Source organism: Streptomyces sp. NPDC058880, assembly GCF_042742535.1.
GTDB lineage: Bacteria > Actinomycetota > Actinomycetes > Streptomycetales > Streptomycetaceae > Streptomyces.
Map to the genome: position 1 here is coordinate 42,057 of NZ_JBHYMC010000039.1, position 18,727 is coordinate 60,783.

Annotated in this window: 20 protein-coding genes; 10 read left to right on the forward strand and 10 right to left on the reverse strand. The window is 70.9% G+C overall.

The genetic code is table 11. The features are described 5' to 3' along the window. Window positions 1-46: 46 nt before the first annotated feature. The 6 genes from ACFW2G_RS21580 to pstB all read left to right on the forward strand — a co-directional run bounded on the left by ACFW2G_RS21580 (window position 47) and on the right by pstB (window position 7,732). Complete coding sequence (locus tag ACFW2G_RS21580) at window positions 47-2,380, forward strand: RNA degradosome polyphosphate kinase (protein WP_384450314.1); 2,334 nt, start codon at window positions 47-49, stop codon at window positions 2,378-2,380. After that, window positions 2,361-3,329, forward strand: a complete 969-nt coding sequence (locus ACFW2G_RS21585; RefSeq protein ID WP_384450311.1) for a CHAD domain-containing protein — start codon at window positions 2,361-2,363, stop codon at window positions 3,327-3,329. The genes ACFW2G_RS21580 and ACFW2G_RS21585 overlap by 20 nt, the downstream gene beginning before the upstream one ends. Before the next feature lie 251 nt (window positions 3,330-3,580). Then, a complete protein-coding gene (gene pstS, locus ACFW2G_RS21590; protein WP_037924598.1) occupies window positions 3,581-4,717 on the forward strand; it encodes a phosphate ABC transporter substrate-binding protein PstS in 1,137 nt (378 codons plus the stop codon). Between the two features lie 137 nt (window positions 4,718-4,854). Continuing rightward, window positions 4,855-5,844: a phosphate ABC transporter permease subunit PstC gene (gene pstC, locus ACFW2G_RS21595; protein ID WP_037924595.1), complete on the forward strand. Its 990-nt coding sequence runs from the start codon at window positions 4,855-4,857 to the stop codon at window positions 5,842-5,844. Next, window positions 5,844-6,926 (forward strand): phosphate ABC transporter permease PstA, encoded by a 1,083-nt coding sequence (pstA, locus tag ACFW2G_RS21600; RefSeq protein WP_037924593.1) that lies wholly within the window; start codon window positions 5,844-5,846, stop codon window positions 6,924-6,926. The genes pstC and pstA overlap by 1 nt, the downstream gene beginning before the upstream one ends. Window positions 6,927-6,955: 29 nt before the next feature. After that, window positions 6,956-7,732 carry a phosphate ABC transporter ATP-binding protein PstB gene (gene pstB, locus ACFW2G_RS21605; protein WP_037924591.1) on the forward strand — a complete coding sequence of 259 codons (777 nt, stop codon included), beginning with the start codon at window positions 6,956-6,958 and terminating at the stop codon, window positions 7,730-7,732. Between the two features lie 197 nt (window positions 7,733-7,929). Here the strand turns inward: pstB and ACFW2G_RS21610 are convergent, their stop codons facing one another. Both ACFW2G_RS21610 and ACFW2G_RS21615 read right to left on the reverse strand, forming a co-directional pair. After that, entirely contained in the window at window positions 7,930-8,928 is a 999-nt protein-coding gene (locus tag ACFW2G_RS21610) for an inorganic phosphate transporter (RefSeq protein WP_037924589.1), read from the reverse strand. Between the two features lie 5 nt (window positions 8,929-8,933). After that, window positions 8,934-9,554 carry a DUF47 domain-containing protein gene (locus ACFW2G_RS21615; protein ID WP_029382179.1) on the reverse strand — a complete coding sequence of 207 codons (621 nt, stop codon included), beginning with the start codon at window positions 9,552-9,554 and terminating at the stop codon, window positions 8,934-8,936. A gap of 196 nt (window positions 9,555-9,750) precedes the next feature. On the opposite strand from ACFW2G_RS21615, the gene ACFW2G_RS21620 reads away from it, so the two are divergent. Next, on the forward strand, window positions 9,751-10,113 hold the full coding sequence (locus tag ACFW2G_RS21620) for a metal-sensitive transcriptional regulator (protein ID WP_037924585.1): 363 nt from the start codon (window positions 9,751-9,753) through the stop codon (window positions 10,111-10,113). Window positions 10,114-10,315: 202 nt separating this feature from the next. On the opposite strand, the gene ACFW2G_RS21625 is transcribed toward ACFW2G_RS21620, so the two are convergent. Then, window positions 10,316-10,501 (reverse strand): hypothetical protein, encoded by a 186-nt coding sequence (locus ACFW2G_RS21625; RefSeq protein ID WP_037864540.1) that lies wholly within the window; start codon window positions 10,499-10,501, stop codon window positions 10,316-10,318. A 136-nt stretch (window positions 10,502-10,637) separates the two neighbouring features. Beyond that, window positions 10,638-11,471: a hypothetical protein gene (locus ACFW2G_RS21630; RefSeq protein WP_384450304.1), complete on the reverse strand. Its 834-nt coding sequence runs from the start codon at window positions 11,469-11,471 to the stop codon at window positions 10,638-10,640. A 129-nt stretch (window positions 11,472-11,600) separates the two neighbouring features. Between ACFW2G_RS21630 and ACFW2G_RS21635 the strand changes: the two genes are divergently transcribed. Further along, the gene (locus ACFW2G_RS21635; protein WP_384583494.1) at window positions 11,601-11,828 is read left to right on the forward strand and encodes a hypothetical protein; all 228 of its coding nucleotides are present in this window, start codon (window positions 11,601-11,603) and stop codon (window positions 11,826-11,828) included. A 63-nt stretch (window positions 11,829-11,891) separates the two neighbouring features. Next, the gene (locus tag ACFW2G_RS21640; protein ID WP_037924577.1) at window positions 11,892-12,110 is read left to right on the forward strand and encodes a hypothetical protein; all 219 of its coding nucleotides are present in this window, start codon (window positions 11,892-11,894) and stop codon (window positions 12,108-12,110) included. A gap of 169 nt (window positions 12,111-12,279) precedes the next feature. Here the strand turns inward: ACFW2G_RS21640 and ACFW2G_RS21645 are convergent, their stop codons facing one another. The 4 genes from ACFW2G_RS21645 to ACFW2G_RS21660 all read right to left on the reverse strand — a co-directional run bounded on the left by ACFW2G_RS21645 (window position 12,280) and on the right by ACFW2G_RS21660 (window position 16,012). Continuing rightward, on the reverse strand, window positions 12,280-13,008 hold the full coding sequence (locus ACFW2G_RS21645) for a phosphatase PAP2 family protein (RefSeq protein WP_384583491.1): 729 nt from the start codon (window positions 13,006-13,008) through the stop codon (window positions 12,280-12,282). Window positions 13,009-13,211: 203 nt separating this feature from the next. Then, window positions 13,212-14,219, reverse strand: coding sequence for a bifunctional lytic transglycosylase/C40 family peptidase (locus ACFW2G_RS21650; RefSeq protein ID WP_037924572.1), 1,008 nt, complete (start codon window positions 14,217-14,219; stop codon window positions 13,212-13,214). Between the two features lie 341 nt (window positions 14,220-14,560). Beyond that, complete coding sequence (locus ACFW2G_RS21655) at window positions 14,561-15,352, reverse strand: thioesterase family protein (protein ID WP_384583488.1); 792 nt, start codon at window positions 15,350-15,352, stop codon at window positions 14,561-14,563. A gap of 51 nt (window positions 15,353-15,403) precedes the next feature. Beyond that, complete coding sequence (locus ACFW2G_RS21660) at window positions 15,404-16,012, reverse strand: LysE family translocator (protein ID WP_384583485.1); 609 nt, start codon at window positions 16,010-16,012, stop codon at window positions 15,404-15,406. A gap of 187 nt (window positions 16,013-16,199) precedes the next feature. On the opposite strand from ACFW2G_RS21660, the gene ACFW2G_RS21665 reads away from it, so the two are divergent. Then, window positions 16,200-17,054 carry a pentapeptide repeat-containing protein gene (locus tag ACFW2G_RS21665; RefSeq protein WP_384583482.1) on the forward strand — a complete coding sequence of 285 codons (855 nt, stop codon included), beginning with the start codon at window positions 16,200-16,202 and terminating at the stop codon, window positions 17,052-17,054. A gap of 187 nt (window positions 17,055-17,241) precedes the next feature. On the opposite strand, the gene ACFW2G_RS21670 is transcribed toward ACFW2G_RS21665, so the two are convergent. Together ACFW2G_RS21670 and ACFW2G_RS21675 are read right to left on the reverse strand one after the other, a co-directional pair. Next, complete coding sequence (locus tag ACFW2G_RS21670) at window positions 17,242-18,366, reverse strand: CU044_5270 family protein (RefSeq protein ID WP_384583479.1); 1,125 nt, start codon at window positions 18,364-18,366, stop codon at window positions 17,242-17,244. Continuing rightward, window positions 18,366-18,727 (reverse strand): RNA polymerase sigma factor (locus ACFW2G_RS21675; RefSeq protein ID WP_384681009.1); only part of this gene is annotated, 362 nt, incomplete at its 5' end. The genes ACFW2G_RS21670 and ACFW2G_RS21675, both read right to left, overlap by 1 nt.

Below are 18,727 nucleotides of genomic sequence, written 5' to 3' on the forward strand. Positions count from 1 at the left end.
CCCGTCCGACGCGCCTGTCCTGCCGCTTGCGCGGAAGAATGGAGTCATGAGTCACAAGCCCAGCGCCGGTCCCACCGAGGTCCCCGCCCAGCACCCGTCTCACACGTCCGCCTCCCCCTCCGCCGCCGGCAAGGCGGCAGGCAGGGCGACAGGCAAAGCGACAGACCAGGACACCGGCAAGGCCCCCGGCCCGGACACCGGCGCCGCGGCCCACGCCCGCATAGGTTCCATCGCCGCGCACCGCCCGCACATCGGCCTCGATCCCGATCTCGACGCCGACCTGGACGCCTACGAGGACAAGGACGGCGGAGAGCTCCCCCCGGACCGCTTCCTCGACCGGGAGCGCAGCTGGCTCGCCTTCAACGAGCGGGTCCTGGAGCTCGCCGAGGACCCGACGACCCCGCTCCTGGAGCGCGCGAACTTCCTGGCGATCTTCGCGAGCAACCTCGACGAGTTCTTCATGGTCCGCGTGGCCGGCCTCAAACGGCGCATCGCGACGGGTGTCGCCACCCGATCGGCCTCCGGCCTGCAGCCCCGCGAGGTGCTGGACCTCATCTGGACGCGCTCGCGCGAGCTCATGGCCCGGCACGCCGCCTGCTTCCAGCAGGACATCTCCCCGGCGCTGGCCGAGGAGGGCATCCACCTGATCCGCTGGCCCGACCTCACCGAGAAGGAGCAGGCCCGCCTCTTCACGCTGTTCCGGAACCAGATCTTCCCGGTGCTGACCCCGCTGGCCGTGGACCCCGCGCACCCCTTCCCGTACATCTCCGGCCTCTCCCTCAACCTGGCCGTGGTCGTACGCAACCCCGTCAGCGGCCACCGCCACTTCGCCCGGGTCAAGGTCCCGCCGATCCTCTCCCGCTTCCTGGAGGCCTCCCCGCAGCGCTACGTCCCGCTGGAGGACGTCATCGCCGCACACCTGGAGGAGCTGTTCCCGGGCATGGAGGTGCTCGCGCACCACATGTTCCGCGTGACCCGCAACGAGGACCTGGAGGTGGAGGAGGACGACGCCGAGAACCTGCTCCAGGCCCTGGAGAAGGAGCTCATGCGGCGCCGCTTCGGGCCGCCGGTGCGCCTGGAGGTCGAGGAGTCCATCGACCCCGGCGTCCTGGACCTCCTCGTACAGGAACTGAACGTCAACGCCTCCGAGGTGTACCCGCTGCCCGGGCCCCTCGACCTGACCGCACTCTTCGGGATCGCCTCCCTGGACCGGCCCGAGCTCAAGTACCCGAAGTTCGTCGCCGGCACCCACCGCGACCTCGCCGAGGTCGAGTCCGCGCACGCGCCCGACATCTTCGCCGCCCTGCGTGAGCGGGACGTCCTGCTGCACCACCCGTACGACTCCTTCTCCACCTCGGTGCAGGCCTTCCTGGAGCAGGCCGCCGCCGACCCGGACGTCCTCGCCATCAAGCAGACGCTCTACCGCACCTCCGGCGACTCCCCGATCGTGGACGCCCTGATCGACGCGGCCGAGTCCGGCAAGCAGGTCCTGGTGCTCGTCGAGATCAAGGCCCGCTTCGACGAACAGGCCAACATCAAGTGGGCGCGCAAGCTGGAGGAGGCCGGCTGCCACGTCGTCTACGGCCTCGTCGGCCTCAAGACCCACTGCAAGCTGTCGCTCGTCGTCCGCCAGGAGGGCGACCAGCTGCGCCGCTACGCCCACGTCGGCACCGGCAACTACCACCCCAAGACCGCACGGCTCTACGAGGACCTCGGCCTGCTGACCGCCGACCCGCAGGTCGGCGCGGACCTCTCCGACCTCTTCAACCGGCTGTCCGGCTACTCGCGCCGCGAGACCTACCGCCGGCTGATGGTCGCGCCCCGCTCGCTGCGCGACGGGCTGATCTCCCGGATCGACAAGGAGGCCGCCCACCACCGGGCCGGCCGCCCCGCATACGTGCGCCTGAAGATGAACTCGATCGTCGACGAGGCCCTCATCGACGCGCTCTACCGGGCCTCCCAGGCGGGCGTGCCCGTCGATATCTGGGTGCGCGGCATCTGCGCGGTGCGTCCGGGGGTGCCCGGGCTCTCGGACAACATACGGGTCCGTTCGGTCCTCGGCCGCTTCCTCGAACACTCCCGGGTCTTCGCCTTCGGCAACGGCGGCGAGCCCGAGGTGTGGATCGGCAGCGCCGACATGATGCACCGCAACCTCGACCGCCGTATCGAAGCACTGGTCAGGGTCGCCGACCCGGCCCACCGCGCGGCACTGGACCGGATGCTGGAAACCGGGATGTCCGACGCCACCTCCTCCTGGCACCTGGGCCCGGACGGCGAATGGACACGGCACAGCACGGACGCGGACGGCCAGCCGCTGCGGCACGTACAGGAGACGCTCATAGACGCCCGGAGGCGCCGGCGTGGCTCAGCCAAACCATGACCCGACGGCATGCGCGGGTGACGTGCTCGACGTCTACCTGCGCGCCCAGGCCACGGCCTTCCTGCGGGCGATGCGCCAGTACAGTCCGAGCGCCGTGAGCGGGGCCGACGCCGCGGCGAGCAGTGATGCGGCGCGCCGCCTGCGGGGGGCAGCGCGCCGCATCAGCGGCTCGCTGGCCACGTTCCGGGTGGTGACCGAGTCGGCCTGGGCCGACGGGCTGCGCGCCGAGCTGGTGTGGCTGTCCTCGACCCTGGCCGACGAGCACGCCTACGCCGCCCGGCTGGCCCGGCTCATGGACGCGCTGCACCGGCTGTCGGGGGCCCCGGAGCTCCCGGCCCCGCGCGGCTCGGCCGGCGCGCTGAAGGTGGGATCGGCGCGTGCCGGCGCGCTGCTGGACCGCCAGCTGACCCTGGCCCGTACGCGCGCCCACTCGGCCACCCTCCAGGCCCTCGGCTCGTCCCGCTTCCACGCGGTGGCGGACGCGGTGGCGGTGCTGGCCTCGGAGGTCCCGCTCGACGCCGTGGCGGCCCGCGGACGGGTCGGGGAGGTCCTCGTACCGCTCGCGGCGGTGGCCGAAACCCGCCTGTCGTCGGCGGTCGCGGCGCTGCCGCCGATCAGCGGCAGCGAGGCCGCGCCGAGCCCGTACGACGCCGACCACGACGGCCCCTGGCACGAGGTGCGCCGGCTCCTGCGCGTCCACCGCTACGCGCGGGAGGTCCTCGGCGAGGACGTGACCCGGCCGGCGGCCGCCGGCGAGGCCCTGGACCGCCACCGCGACGCCGCCGAGGCGGCAGCCGCCTCCGCCACCGCGGCCCGCACCCCGCGCATCGCCCCGGCCACGGCCTACGCACTGGGTGTCCTGCACGCCGACCAGCGCCATGAGGTCGAGGCGGCCCGGGCCGCATTCCAGCACCTCTGGCTGAGAGAGCCCGCGGTCACACCGCGGTAACGGCGGGATAACGGATGATTGCGGCTGTGCGCGGACGCCCCGGAACGCACCGGGTCGTCCGCCATGGTTCACCGTCCGTTCACTCGGGCCGGTCGGCTGCTTCACCTGTTCTGCCTAATTTCGGTCGTGCACGGAGACGGCGGCCCGCAGACGCAGCGGCCGGCCCGCGCACCCGACGTAGTAGTCCTCTTCGCACGCCGCCCGGTACGGAACGGAAAGCGGCCGGCGGCTTCTGGAAGGAACATCCGAAAGTGAAGCTTCAGCGCAAGAACATGCTTCGTGCCTCCGCCCTCGGTGCGCTTGTCGTGTCCGGCGCCCTGGTCCTCACGGCGTGCGGCTCGGACGACAACACGAAGACCGGCGACGGCGCCACCAAGGCCGCCGCTCCGGCCGCCGGCGACATCAAGTGCGACGACGCCAAGGGCAAGCTGCTGGCCTCCGGTTCCTCCGCGCAGAAGAACGCGGTCGAGCTGTGGATCAAGAACTACATGGCCGCCTGCTCCGGCGTCGAGGTCAACTACAAGTCCTCCTCCTCCGGTGAGGGCATCGTCGCCTTCAACCAGGGCACCGTCGGGTTCGCCGGCTCCGACTCGGCGCTGAAGCCGGAGCAGGTCGAGGAGTCGAAGAAGATCTGCACCGGCGGTCAGGGCGTCAACCTGCCGATGGTCGGCGGCCCCGTCGCCCTCGGCTTCAACGTCTCCGGCGTGGAGAAGCTGAACCTCGACGCCGCCACGGTCGCCAACATCTTCAACGACAAGATCAAGAAGTGGGACGACGAGGCGATCAAGAAGCTGAACCCGGGCGTCACGCTTCCCTCCACCGCCATCCAGGCCTTCCACCGCTCCGACGACTCGGGCACCACCGAGAACGTCACCAAGTACCTCAAGGCCGCCGCCCCCGACGCCTGGCCGCACGACCCCGCGAAGAAGTGGGCCGCCCCGGGCGGCCAGGCCGCCTCCGGCTCCGCCGGTGTCGCCGCGCAGGTCAAGCAGGTCGACGGCGCGATCGGCTACTTCGAGCTCTCCTTCGCCAGCGCCCAGGGCATCAAGACCGTCGACCTGAACACGGGCGCCGCCGCCCCGGTCCCGGCCACCGGCGACAACGCCTCCAAGGCCATCGCCGCCGCCAAGATCTCCGGCACTGGCTCCGACCTGGCGCTGAAGCTCGACTACACCACCAAGGCCGAGGGCGCCTACCCGCTCGTCCTGGTGACCTACGAGGTCGTCTGCGACAAGGGCAACAAGGCCGAGACGCTCCCGACCGTGAAGTCCTTCCTGAACTACACCGCCTCGGACGCGGGCCAGAAGGTCCTCCTGGAGAACGGCTACGCGCCGATCCCGGCCGAGATCAACGCCAAGGTCCGCGAGGTCATCAACTCGCTGAGCTAGTCCTGAGCTCCAGGAGCCGGTCCTCCCCTCCCCGTCCGGGGACGGGGAGGCCGGCCCCGGAGCCCCTTCCCCTCCCACCCGGGGGAATCCGGTGCACCGCCGCCAGGGGGCTTGCCCCCACACAGACCGGAAAGACCATGGCTTCCACCACACCCACCCAGATAGACACGGATCCGCCCGTCTCCACGAGCAAGGGGTCCACCGGCCGCGCCGGTGACAAGATCTTCGCCGGGCTCTCCAAGGGCTCCGGCATCACGCTCCTGGTGATCATGGCGTCGATCGCCGCCTTCCTCACCTACCGCGCCTCGATCGCACTGTCGAAGAACGAGGGGAACTTCCTCACCACCTTCGACTGGAACGCGTCGGCCAACCCGCCCGTCTTCGGCATCGCCGTCCTGCTCTTCGGCACCATCGTCAGCTCGATCATCGCGATGGTCATCGCGGTTCCGATCGCCGTCGGTATCGCCCTCTTCATCTCGCACTACGCGCCGCGCAAGCTGGCCGCTCCGATCGCCTACGTGGTCGACCTGCTGGCCGCCGTGCCGTCGATCATCTACGGCATCTGGGGCGCCCTCTTCCTCGTCCCGCAGCTGGCCGGCCTGAACCTCTGGCTCGACGAGTACATGGGCTGGACCTACGTCTTCGACAAGACCCAGGTCGGCGTCGCACGCTCGCTCTTCACCGTCGGCATCCTGCTCGCGATCATGATCCTGCCGATCGTGACCAGCGTCAGCCGCGAGGTCTTCCTCCAGGTCCCGCGCATGAACGAGGAGGCCGCCCTGGCCCTCGGCGCGACCCGCTGGGAGGTCATCCGGATGTCGGTGCTGCCCTTCGGCCGCTCCGGCGTCATCTCCGCCTCGATGCTCGGCCTCGGCCGCGCCCTCGGCGAGACCATGGCCGTCGCCACCGTCCTGTCGCCGAGCTTCCTCATCTCCGGTCACATCCTGAACCCGGGCGGCGGCACCTTCGCCCAGAACATCGCCGCGAAGTTCGACGAGGCCAACGAGTTCGGCCGCGACGCCCTGATCGCCTCGGGCCTCGTACTCTTCCTGCTCACCCTGCTGGTCAACGGTGCAGCTCGCCTGATCATCGCTCGCCGCAAGGACTTCTCGGGGGCGAACGCCTGATGAGCCACGCACTCCAGGACCAGCGGCCCACCCGGGCCCCCAAGTCCGCCGCCCCCTCCAGCCTCACCCGAGGCGGCCTGCCCCGCTGGGCCCCGGCCGGCATCGCGGCCCTCGCGATCGCCCTCGGCTGCGGCATCGGCGTCGTGTTCGACCTCCACAGCAGGATCCAGTGGGGGCTCATCGCGGCCCTGCTCTTCATCGGCATCACGTATGCCGCCAGCGCGCTGATCGAGAACCGCCGCCAGGCCAAGGACCGGATCGCGACCTCCCTCGTGTGGGTCTGCTTCGTCCTCGCGGTCATCCCGCTGCTCTCGCTGATGTGGACCACCATCAGCCGCGGCGTCACGCTGCTGAGCGGCAACTTCCTCAGCCACTCCATGAACGGTGTGACCAGCTTCGACGAGGGCGGCGGCGTCTACCACGCCCTGCTCGGCACCATCGAGCAGATCGCCCTGGCCACCCTGATCGCAGCCCCCATCGGCCTGCTGACCGCCGTCTACCTCGTCGAGTACGGCAAGGGCAAGCTCGCCCGGGCCGTCACCTTCTTCGTCGACGTGATGACCGGTATCCCCTCCATCGTCGCGGGGCTTTTCATCCTGACGACCTGGAACCTGATGCTCGGCTTCGGCCCCTCCGGCTTCGCCGGCGCGATGGCCCTGTCGATCCTGATGATGCCGGTCGTGGTCCGCTCCACCGAGGAGATGCTCAAGCTCGTCCCGAACGAGCTGCGCGAGGCCGCCCTGGCCCTCGGTGTGCCGAAGTGGCGCGTGATCCTCAAGGTGGTGCTTCCCACCGCCATCGGCGGCATCTCCACCGGTCTGATGCTGGCCGTCGCCCGCATCGCCGGTGAAACCGCCCCGATCATGCTGCTGGTCTTCGGCTCCCAGCTGATCAACGGCAACCCCTTCGAAGGCGCCCAGTCCTCGCTCCCGCTCTACATTTGGGAGCAGTACAAGGTCGGCAGCGAGGCCTCCTACGACCGGGCATGGGCCGCAGCGCTCGTCCTGATCGCCTTCGTCATGATCCTCAATCTGGTGGCCCGCGGCATCGCCCGCTGGAAGGCCCCGAAGACCGGTCGCTGACGCGACTGTATGAAAGCGAAGTGACCCCCATGGCGAAGCGAATCGACGTCAGCGGACTGTCCGCCTTCTACGGCAACCACAAGGCCATCGACGACATCTCGATGACCGTCGAACCCCGCTCGGTGACGGCCTTCATCGGCCCCTCCGGCTGCGGCAAGTCCACCTTCCTGCGCACCCTCAACCGCATGCACGAGGTCACCCCCGGCGGCCGCGTCGAGGGCAAGGTGATGCTGGACGACGAGAACCTGTACGGCGCCGGCGTGGACCCCGTCGCGGTCCGCCGCACGGTGGGCATGGTCTTCCAGCGCCCGAACCCCTTCCCCACCATGTCGATCTTCGACAACGTGGCCGCCGGCCTGCGGCTGAACGGCAGCTTCAAGAAGTCCGAGCTGACGGACATCGTGGAGCGCTCCCTCCAGGGCGCCAACCTCTGGAACGAGGTCAAGGACCGCCTGAACAAGCCCGGCTCCGGCCTCTCCGGCGGCCAGCAGCAGCGTCTGTGCATCGCCCGCGCCATCGCGGTCGAGCCCCAGGTCCTGCTGATGGACGAGCCCTGCTCGGCCCTCGACCCGATCTCCACCCTGGCCATCGAGGACCTGATCGGCGAGCTCAAGGAGCGCTTCACGATCGTCATCGTGACGCACAACATGCAGCAGGCCGCCCGCGTCTCCGACCGCACCGCGTTCTTCAACCTCGCGGCGGTCGGCCAGCCCGGCAAGCTCATCGAGATCGACGACACGGACCGGATCTTCTCGAACCCGTCCATGCAGGCGACCGAGGACTACATCTCGGGCCGCTTCGGCTAGAGCGAGATGTGCAAGCGTCCTGCGGTGCTGCATGGCGGTGCCACCGCGAGGGCGGAAGAAAGAAAGAGGGCCGGCTCCCCCTGGGTGGGGGGAGCCGGCCCGCTTTCGTGTCCGGCGCAGCCGCGGCTCAGCGGGTCACGGCACGAGGACGGCGCGTCGCGCATCCCCCCCGTCTGCCCCGGGACGCCCGGCACGCCCTAGCCGAAGGCCAGGTTCACGACCCAGAAGCTGATCGCGGCGACCAGGGCCGCAGCCGGCATCGTGATGAACCAGCCCAGGATGATGTTCTTGGCGACGCCCCAGCGCACGGCGTTCACGCGCTTTGTCGCACCCACACCCATGATCGCCGAGGTGATCACGTGGGTGGTGGAGATCGGCGCGTGGAAGAGGTAGGCCGAACCGAACATGATCGAGGCACCGGTGGTCTCCGCCGCGAAGCCCTGCGGGGGATCCAGCTCGATGATCTTGCGGCCGAGCGTACGCATGATGCGCCAGCCACCCGCGTACGTACCCAGCGACAGCATCACGGCACACGCGACCTTGACCCACACCGGGATCGGCGCGTCCGAAGTCTGCACGTCCGCAATGACCAGGGCCATCACGACGATGCCCATCGTCTTCTGCGCATCCTGCAGACCGTGGCCGAGGGCCATCGCGGCCGCCGACACCGTCTGCGCGATGCGGAAGCCGTGCTTGGCCTTGTGCGGGTTGGTCCGGCGGAACATCCACAGGATGACCACCATCACCAGGTAGCCGACGACCAGGCCGACGACCGGCGAGACGAACATCGGGATGACGATCTTGTCGACCACGCCCGACCAGATCACCTGCGTGCCGCCGGCCAGGGCCGCACCCACCATGCCGCCGAAGAGGGCGTGCGAGGAGGACGAGGGAAGGCCGAAGTACCAGGTGATCAGGTTCCAGACGATCGCGCCGACCAGCGCCGCGAAGAGGATCCACATGCCCGTGGAGCCGTGCGGCGTCTCGATCAGGCCCTGGGAGACCGTCTTGGCCACCCCGCTGCCCAGGAAGGCTCCCGCGAGGTTCATCACCGCGGCCATCGCGAGGGCGGCGCGCGGGGTCAGCGCACGCGTGGAGACCGAGGTCGCGATCGCGTTCGCCGAGTCGTGGAAACCGTTCGTATACGTGAAACCGAGCGCGACACCGATGGTCACGACCAGAGCGAAGGTGTCCACGAGGTTCAGGACTCCTTGACCGCGATGGTCTCCACCGTGTTCGCGACGTGCTCGAACGCGTCGGCCGCCTCTTCGAGCACGTCGACGATCTGCTTGAGCTTGAGCACCTCGATGGCGTCGTACTTGCCGTTGAAGAGGTGGGCGAGCAGCTTGCGGTGGATCTGGTCCGCCTGGTTCTCCAGCCGGTTGACCTCGATCCAGTACTCGGTGAGGTTGTCCATCGTCCGCAGGTGCGGCATGGCCTCGGCGGTCAGCTCGGCCGCCCGCGCCAGGACCTCGATCTGCTGCTCGACACCCTTGGGAAGCTCTTCGATGTTGTAGAGGACGACGAGGTCGACGGCCTCCTCCATGAAGTCCATGATGTCGTCGAGCGACGACGCCAGGGAGTAGATGTCCTCACGGTCGAACGGCGTGATGAAGGAGGAGTTCAGCTGGTGGAAGATCGCGTGGGTCGCGTCGTCCCCCGCGTGCTCCGCCGCCCGCATCCGTTCCGCGATCTCGGCCCGGGCGGACGCGTCCGCTCCGAGCAGTTCCATCAGGAGCTTGGAGCCCGTGACGATGTTGTCCGCGGATGCGGCGAACATGTCGTAGAAGCTCGTCTCCCTGGGGGTCAGACGAAATCGCACGTGAGGTCCTCGGGGTGCATCGGATTCGGTCAGGCTGATGCTAGGCGCATCCCCCTGCCACGGCTAACCGGCCATTCCTCAGTGTCCTCCATCAGGCAGAGTGAGGACCACGGGCCCCTGCCCGTCGGGCGAGAGCCCGTTATCCTATACCCATGAGGGGTATCCAGCCCCCTCGCTCCGGACCACGGGAGGACCTATGACGACCATCGAGGCGGAGGGCTCCGGAGCCGTGTCCGGTACGGCGGCCACCCCGGGCACCCCCCACGACGCCGGGGCCGTCCACGGCTACCACCACCAGAAGGACGAGCACCTCAAACGACTGCGCCGGATCGAGGGGCAGATCCGCGGCCTCCAGCGCCTCGTCGACGAGGACGTCTACTGCATCGACATACTCACCCAGGTCTCGGCGAGCACGAAGGCGCTCCAGTCCTTCGCGCTCCAGCTGCTGGAGGAGCACCTGCGCCACTGCGTCGCCGACGCCGCGGTCAAGGGCGGGGCCGAGATCGACGCCAAGGTCGAGGAGGCCACCAAGGCCATCGCGCGGCTGCTGCGCACCTGAGGCGACCGGTCCCGCCGCCGGCGTTCCCGCGGCGGGGCCCGCCCGCGGCGACGCCCCGGGGGCGGTGGGGCGGGGGGCATGAGGCGGTTCGGGGCCGGACGACCCGGCTCGTCCGGGGCCGTCGCGGACGCCGCGAGCCCCAGACACGGCCCAGTGCCGTGGCCGGAAAGGTTCACCGCCTCACGCTCCCCCCGGCACGGCACTAGCGGCCCAGCAGGACCTCGTCGATGCGGTCCAGGCTCAGCCGGTCCTCGGCGGCCGCGGACGCGGCGATGATCAGCTCACCGCACAGTTCGATCTCGGCGAGCGCCACGTGGTCCTGCACCGTCGTACCGCCTGCGGGAGTCACGCGTGTCACCTCAATCTGCCACCGGCCACCGGCCGTCATCGGTCGTGCCGCACCTCGTGCCGGCGCCCGGCTTCTCAGCGTAGGGAGGACGCTCGTCCCCCCGCATGACACGGATGGACCATTTCCGGATACCCGGCCATGGCCCGATCGCGCGGCTCCCGGACCGCCCGCCCCACTAGTCCGCGATCTTTCCGGCGTAAATGTCCCCGCTCGCGGGCAATACGACGGTCACCGGCGTGCCGAATCCGTACAGCAGCGTGGTCGATGACACATCGATCACGCCATTGTTGACGTAGCTGAAGCGGTGCCTGACCTTCCGCAGCCGGCCCTCGTCGTCCAGGTACGCGTCGAAGGGCACCGTGTCCTCGCTGAACCCTTTCGCCGCCGCCGCCAGCGCCCCGCGCATCTCCGCCGACGCGCTCACCGCGGCCCGCCCGATGTCGGTGGTCCCCCGGTAGTGCCGCACCCTGGTGCCCGCCACTTCGGTCTCCCCGACGTACGTCACCTCCTGCGCGACCCGCAGCAGCTCGGCCGCGAGCAGCGGATCGGTGGCGCCTCCGGTGACCAGGTTCCCGTCGGGCAGGGCCGTCGTGTCGATGCGCACCCACTTGTCGGCGGGGACGCCCGCGCCGCGGTTCTTCATGTAGAGCGCGCCCGGCACGAGGAGCTCGGTGATGGGCCGGTGCTCGTCCTCGCCCTTCACATCGGCCGGAAGCAGCACCAGCAGCTGCCCCATCCGCTTCTTGAAGTCGACGCCGCCCTCGCCCCGGATGGTGACCCGGGTCCCGCCCGTGGCCATCTCCATGGCCGTACGGGCCCGGGCGCTGCCGGTGCGCGCCAGCACGTCGGCAGCGCCGCGGACCACCGAGGCCGCCTCCGCCGGGGACCGGTCGTCGCTTCCTTCGCCGCCGGCGCACCCGCTCGTCGCGGTCACTGCCAGGGCGACTCCGGCGGCCAGCACCACCTCGGCCACGCGCCCGCGCGGCCGCCTCTGCCGGTGAACCACCATCGCCTGCCAACCCCCAACGCATGAAAGCCGCTTGCCCGAGGTCCCCACCCGCTCCCCTTAACGAGGCCCGGGGTATCCCGTCACGGGGCACCCTCCCCGCCCACCGCCGACCCCGGGTACCGTGGAGAAGTGGAACCGCACATCGACGCGACACCGGTCCCTGCGCTCGACGCCGTGCCGCTCCCGCGGCCGCAGTCCCAGACCCAGCCCCAGCCGCCGACCACCCACACCACTTCCACCGCCGACCGCGGATCCTTCTGCCTGGCCGTCTGCTCCTGCGGCTGGAAGGGCCCCGCCCGCCGCTCCCGCGACCTCGCCCGCAAGGACGCCGCCGGCCACGAGGCCACCGGCGCTTGAGTCTCCTCGCCCGTTCGGACGGCCCGGCTGGCCACCGAGCGCCGCAGCGGATGCCCTTGACTCATGCCAGGTTCCGCAGCCCGCCTCGCGGCCCTTCTCTGGGCCCTGCTCATCGCGTTCGCCCCGGCCGCAGTGGCCTGGGCCAGACCCGTGGGCTCGGCCGACAGCCCCGCCGACGTGGCCCTCGCCATCGGGCTCACCTCGGTGGCCGCCCTGGCCACCGGGCTGTGGCTGCGCTCCCGCTACCGCCGCGGGAGCGACACCGACACGGGTGACCGGTGACCCCCCGGCCCCGCCCGCGGGCGGTCCTGGTGTGCTTCGGGGCAGCCGCGCTGTGCCTGCTGACGGCCGCGCTGCTCGCCGTGTGGGATTCCTACGGGACGGGCTGAGCCGTCCCTGACTCCCCGGCAGGCCCCTTCGCGCGGTGGAGGGGGTGTCAGCCGGTCGCCCGTCAGGCGGCGAGGTCCTCGTCCTGCGGGCGCCGCCCCGCGGGCGGGGTCCGGTTCTGCGCGAGGTCGACCGGCAGGGGCCGCGCCCGGCCCCCGGCCCGTACCAGCCGCCCGAGACGCCGGGAGCCGGCCACCGCCCGGACCACCGGGTCCAGGAGGGCCAGTGCGAGCGGCGCGAGGACGAGGACCACGGCCGTGCCGAGCGCGAGTCCGCCGATCACGTCGGTCGGGTAGTTGACGCCCATGTAGACGCGGCAGACGCCTTCGACGAGGGCCAGCGCGATCCCCAGGATCCCGAGCTTGCGGTGTGCGACGAACAGGCCGACCCCCAGGGCCATCGCGACGGTGGTGTGACCGCTGGCGAAGGAGTACTCGGTGTTGCCCAGGCCCACGCCCCAGCCGGGTTCGAGGACCTGCAACCCCTCGTGCAGCTCGAACGGGCTTCGACGGCCGACGAGTTCCCGCAGCGGTACGTTCACGAGCAGGGCCAGGCCGGCGGCCAGCGGGGCCCACACCAGCGCGGTGAAGGATTCGGCGGCGGCCGCCTCGTCCTGCCTGCGGGCGCCGCGCCAGCACCACAGGACCAGCAACACCATGGCCAGGAGGATCCCGTACTCACCGGCCAGACTCACGGCCGTGTCCACCCACGCGGGGGCTCGCCGGGCGGCTCCGTTGACCTCGTACAGCAGGCTGACATCCACGTTCGGCCCACCTGTTGTGAGTCCAGCCATGGTGACGCGGCCCCTTGCCCTTGCCGTGGTTCCCCTGCGGACGCACCCAGGTGTGCGCCCTTCGACACCCTCTTGATCAACCCCCGCGTTCATGGAACGCACGCCCCTGCGACGGGGTTCCACTCTCCACCGAATGATCACGGCAACGTTATCGAAGAGTGACTGGCCGTCGCAGCTCAGGGCCTTCGCATCACGGAGAGTTGCTAGGAGGGCCGGGCCGCACCGGACCACCCGGGAAGGGACTCCGCTCCGTCCTTCGTCACGCGGGTCGCCCCGAAGTAGTCGGGAGTGTCGATCCTGTCGAAGCGGATGACCGCCCCGGTGTACGGGGCGTTGATCATATATCCGCCGCCCACGTAGAGCCCGACGTGCCGGATCTCCCGCGAATTCGTCAGATCATCGGAGAAGAACACCAGGTCTCCGGGGAGGAGTTCGCCGCGCGAAGGGTGCGAACCGGCGTTGTACTGGTCATTGGCCACGCGCGGCAGCTCGATCCCGACCGTCTCGTACGCGGCCTTGGTCAGTCCCGAGCAGTCGAAGCGCCCACCCTGGTCGGGCGTCCCGTTGCCGCCCCACAGGTAGGGCGTGCCCAGCTGCTTCTGGGCGAAGTAGATCGCCCCGGCGGCCTGTTGCGAGGGAGCCACCCGCCCGACGGGACGCTCGAAGCTCTTCGCCAGGGTGGTGATGGCCTTCACGTACCCCTGGGTCTCCTTGTACGGGGGCACCCCCCCGTACTTGATGACCGCGTAGGCGCCGGCGTTGTAGGCGGCCAGCATGTTCGACGTCGGGTCACCCGGAACGCTCCGCACGTCCTTGGCCAGCTGGCAGTCGTACGAAGCGGCCGACGGGATGGCGTCGTTCGGGTCCCAGATGTCCCGGTCGCCGTCACCGTCACCGTCGATGCCGTGGCCCGCCCAGGTGCCCGGGATGAACTGCGCGATGCCCCGCGCGTCCGCCGGGCTGACCGCTCTCGGGTTCCAGCCGCTCTCCGAGTACAGCTGGGCGGCCAGCAGAGGCGGGCTGATCGCCGGGCACAGGTTGCCCCACTTCTCCACCAGTGCCTGGTACTTCGCCGGCACGGCCCCCTTCGTCAGGCCCACGGCGCGGCCGCCGGCACCCGAACCCACGAGCCCCGCCGCCGCCGAGTACGTCCCCACGACGAGGAGCGTCACGAAGGTCAGACACAGCCCGATACCGATCCCGCCGGCCATCCAGAATCTGCGCACCCGTCAACCCTCCCCCATCACGGTCACTTCAATGTGCGATTCGGCCGTGTCGCATGTCCTACTACCCCACTTGGAAGCCCGAGCAGGCGGCGCTCGCACACTTCTCGGCCCATCCTCGACGCGACAGCGGACCACCGTCCAGTACCCGGGGTCGGCGGGCGGGGGCACGGCGGGCCGCGCCCTGCCCCCGCCGTGCATGGAGAGGTCGCGCCCGGGGCGAAGGCAACCGCCGGCACCGCGGGGGCGCGCGTGAGGCGCCGATCGGCTTCGCCGTGCGGTCCGGGCCGCTCCCCCCGATGCGCCGGACCGCCCGCCCCGCTCCCCCGCTAACGGGGCGCGACGTACAGGCTCTGCGCGCTGCGCCCGATGGGGCCCTTCTCGTCGTGGAGCCGCGCGTCCGCCAGGCCGATGCCGGCCGCGTCCACGCTCGTACGGGCCTGCACGCACGCCCACTCGCCCACCGGATGGCGGTGCAGATGGACGCTCAGGTCGCTGTTGACGAAGACGTAGCGCCCGAAGTCCATCACCGCGCTGATCCCGTTGCCCGAGTCGGCGGCGATCAGCACCCGGTCCAGCGGCCGGACCCGCTCCCCGGCGATCAGCGGCACCTTCATCCGCATCCAGCAGGTGCCGGGCCCCGGTTCGACGAAGGCGCCCTCGGTGAACCGGGTCTCCATGGCCGAGTGGTAGCCGGTCTCCCACGGCACCGGGAAGAACGGCGTCACCTCCACCTCGCCCGGCGCGGGCAGCTGCGGTCCGCCCACCACGGCCGGTACGGACTCCTCGGCCACCCGGATCCGCAGGGCCCGCGCCAGCATCACCGGCGCGGCGCCCACCGGGGCGATCGCGGCCTCGACCACCTCGGTGCTGCGGCCGGAGCGCAGCACGCTGGTGGTGACCTCCAACTCACCGATCGGCACCGGGCGCAGGATCTCGTACGTGATCCGGGCGATCCGCATGTCCGCCCGCGCACCCGGCCGTTCCTCGACGGCCCGCCCGAGCAGCGCGGCCGGCGGACCGGCGTGCTGCGAGCCCGGGTCCCACGGCCCGCGCGTGTACTCGGTGGCGGCGAACCGTCCGGCATCACGTCGTTCGAAGAACCCCTCGGCACTGCTCATGCCCCGAACGCTACCGACAGGTAACCAGCGGCGCCAGCCCCGCACCGACCCTCAGCGGGCGAACCCCAACCCCACCCCCAGCCCCACCAGCACCGACCCGATGGCCCGGTTCAGCGCCTTCTGCGCCTTCAGCATCCGCTCGCGCAGACTGGAGACGGAGAAGAACACCGCCACCGCCCCGAACCAACCCAGGTGCGCCGCCGACATGAACAGCCCGTAGCCCGCCTGCTGCCACAGCGGCGTACCCGGATCGACCACCTGTGTGAAGGTCGACACCACGAACAGCGTCGTCTTCGGGTTCAGCACGTTGGTCAGGAACCCCGACCGCATCGCCCCCAGCCGGGTCAGGCCAGGCTTCGACTCCAGGTCCACGGTCACCTCCGCCCGCGCCCGGAAGGTCCGTATCCCGATCCACACCAGATAGGCCGCGCCCGCCAGCTTGATCACGGTGAACAGCGCGGTGGAGGAGGCGATCAGCAGACCGACCCCCAGCATCGTGTACGAGACGTGGACCAACACGCCCGCCGCGACCCCGGCGGCGGCGAACAGCCCGGTGGGCCGCCCGTAGAGGTAGCTGTTGCGGACCACCATGGCGAAATCGGCGCCGGGACTGATCACGGCGAGCACGGTGATGACGGCGACTGCGATCACTTCTGTCATGCGGCGATGCTCTCCCCGCCCTCCCCCGCGATCAACCCGCTTTCGCCCGCCCCGCAGCCCTCCGCCATTCCTCCGCCATTCCTCCGGAGTCCGTCCCGCGCGGCCGGGTACCCGACCACGCCCGAGGCCGGGAAGGCTGGGAGACCGAGGGCCGGGGGGGGACCGTGGACCGGGCGACAATGAAGGCGTGTCCACGACCCCGCCCAGACCGCCCGGCCCGCCCCATCCGCCCGGCCCGCCCAGCCTGCCGCTCCTGCAAGCCGACTGCGCGAACTGCTTCGCGCTCTGCTGCGTCGCCCTGCCGTTCGCCAGGTCCAACGACTTCGCCGTGAACAAGACCGCCGGAACCCCTTGCAAGAACCTCCGGCAGGACTTCCGCTGCGGCATCCACACCCGGCTGCGCGACCAGGGCTTCCAGGGCTGCACCGTCTTCGACTGCTTCGGCGCGGGCCAGCAGACCTCCCAGGTCACCTTCGGCGGCCGCGACTGGCGCACCCATCCGGGGATCCGGAGCGAGATGTTCGAGGTGTTCCCGGTGATGCGGCAACTGCACGAACTGCTCTTCTACGTGGACCAGGCCCTGGGTCTCCCCGACGCGGCCCCGGTCCATCCCGGCCTGCGCCGCGTGCTCGCCGAGACGGAGCAGTGGACCCGCGCCGACCCCGAGGCCCTCGTCACCCTGGACGTCGCAGCCCTGCGCGGCCGGGTCAACACCCTGCTGCTCGAAACCAGTGCACTGGTGCGGGCCACGGTGCCGGGCCGCAAGAAGAACCATCGCGGCGCCGACCTCATGGGCGCACGCCTCTCCGGCGCCGACCTCCGCGGGGCGAACCTCCGCGGCGCCTACCTGATCGCCGCCGACCTCTCCCGCGCCGACCTCCGCACGGCCGACCTGATCGGTGCCGACCTGCGCGACGCGAACCTGCGCGGCGCGGACCTGCGCGGAGCCGTCTTCCTCACCCAGCCCCAGTTGAACGCGGCCCAGGGCGACGCGCAGACCCGCATCCCCACCACCCTGGCCCGCCCCGCCCACTGGACCTGACCGGGCAGCCCGCCCCGGCCCCGCAGGCCCCCGTACCGGCCCGCCGGCTTCCGAGACGCGGGGCGGGGGCGGGGCGGGCGGAGCCGGGACCTCGGTGCCCACCTCCGCGACGGCGCCACACGCGGCAGGCGGCGGCAGGCGGCACGGCAGGCGCCGGGATCCGCCGAGCCCGCGGCAGGCGACGGGTTCAACCGGCCGAAGGCGGCATCTCCTTCATGCGGTCGACGACACCCCGCGTCATCACGGCAGTGGTGAACACCACCGTGCCCTCCTTGATCAGCCCGTCCTCGCCCGAACTGCCCCGCACCTGGACGACCCGCTCGCCGAGATACTCCAGCGTCTCCCGGTCGAAGATCCACTCCTCCCGCTGCCCGCTCTCCTCGTCGAGCCGGGCGACGGCGATACCGTGTCGGCCCTGGGCGTCGACCGCGTCGTCCACGGTCACCACGCCGGGGATCTTCGCCGCGGTCCGGTAGAGCGCGGCCGTGAGCTCGGCCGGCGGATAGCTGCCCCGCAGCAGGTCGCCGATCGTGGTGAAGGCCTGCTGATCGGGTCCGCGCCCCTTGCCACGCGTCTCCTCGTAGATCTTCTTCAGCAGCACGTCGGGGTCGGTGGGCAGCCCGGCGAGGTAGTCGTGGCTGGGCGCGTTGAGGTTCGGCTGCATGGGCCGGCCCCCCTCCTTCGGCCAATCCAGCGTCATGCCCTGCGCAGGAGTGGCTCCGGGCTCGATCAGCCAGCCCTTGAGACCGTCGGGGGAGTTCCACGTGTGCCGCAGGTGCAGTTCTTCACTGACGAGGCTGCTCTTGTCGTCGACGACCCGGACGTAGGTGTTGGCCGTCTTGACGCCGACATAGACGAACTGGTCCGGGCGCACCTTCACCCCGGGGCCCGCGGAGGCGGCCGCGAGGGAGATCCGGTCCAGGAGCTGCGCCGTCCCCTTCGCGTCGGCGGCTCCGATGCGGGTGGTCATCGCCGGACCCGTGGCGATCGTGGAGCCCGTTCCGTCCGCCGCGCCCCGGTCCACGTAGGTGAGGAAGCCCGCGGCGAGTGCTCCGGCCAGGGCGAAGGCCGCAGCGGGCACGAGGAACGACCGCCGCAGGAAGGGATTGCGCCTCGCCCTGCGGTCGGGGTCGACAGCTCCGGTGGCGGGCTCGCCCGGGTCGGCGGCTCGGAGGTCTTCGTGGATCTGGGCCATCAGTCGCTCCTTGTGGAACTGGTGGCGGCCCGCGGGGAGTTCCCGGTCGACGAACGACAGGGGGAGGGAACTCCCCTCCCGGCCGGCCGGGAGGGGCCCGGAAAGGTCGGCGTTCATCAGATTCCCTCCTGTGCGGACCGGACCGGCTTCGCGCGGTCGTCATATGTCTGTCGGGACCGAGCCGCGAGTTCCCGGCTGTTCTTCTTCATTTCCGCGTCGGCGAGTTTGCGCAGCTTCGTACGGGCCCGCGACAGCCGCGAGCGGACGGTTCCCACCGGAATACCGAGGGCCCGTGCAGCCTCGGCGTACTCAAGGCCCTCGCACAGGCACAGCAGGAGGACCTCTCGCTCCGGTCCGCGCAACGCCCCCAGCTGCGCCAGCGTTGCCGCGATCTGCTGCCGGTCGTCCAGTCGGCCGGCCACCTCCTCGGCGTGGTCGGGCACGACCGCCGCCGCCGCTGCCGCCGCGGCGGCAGCGG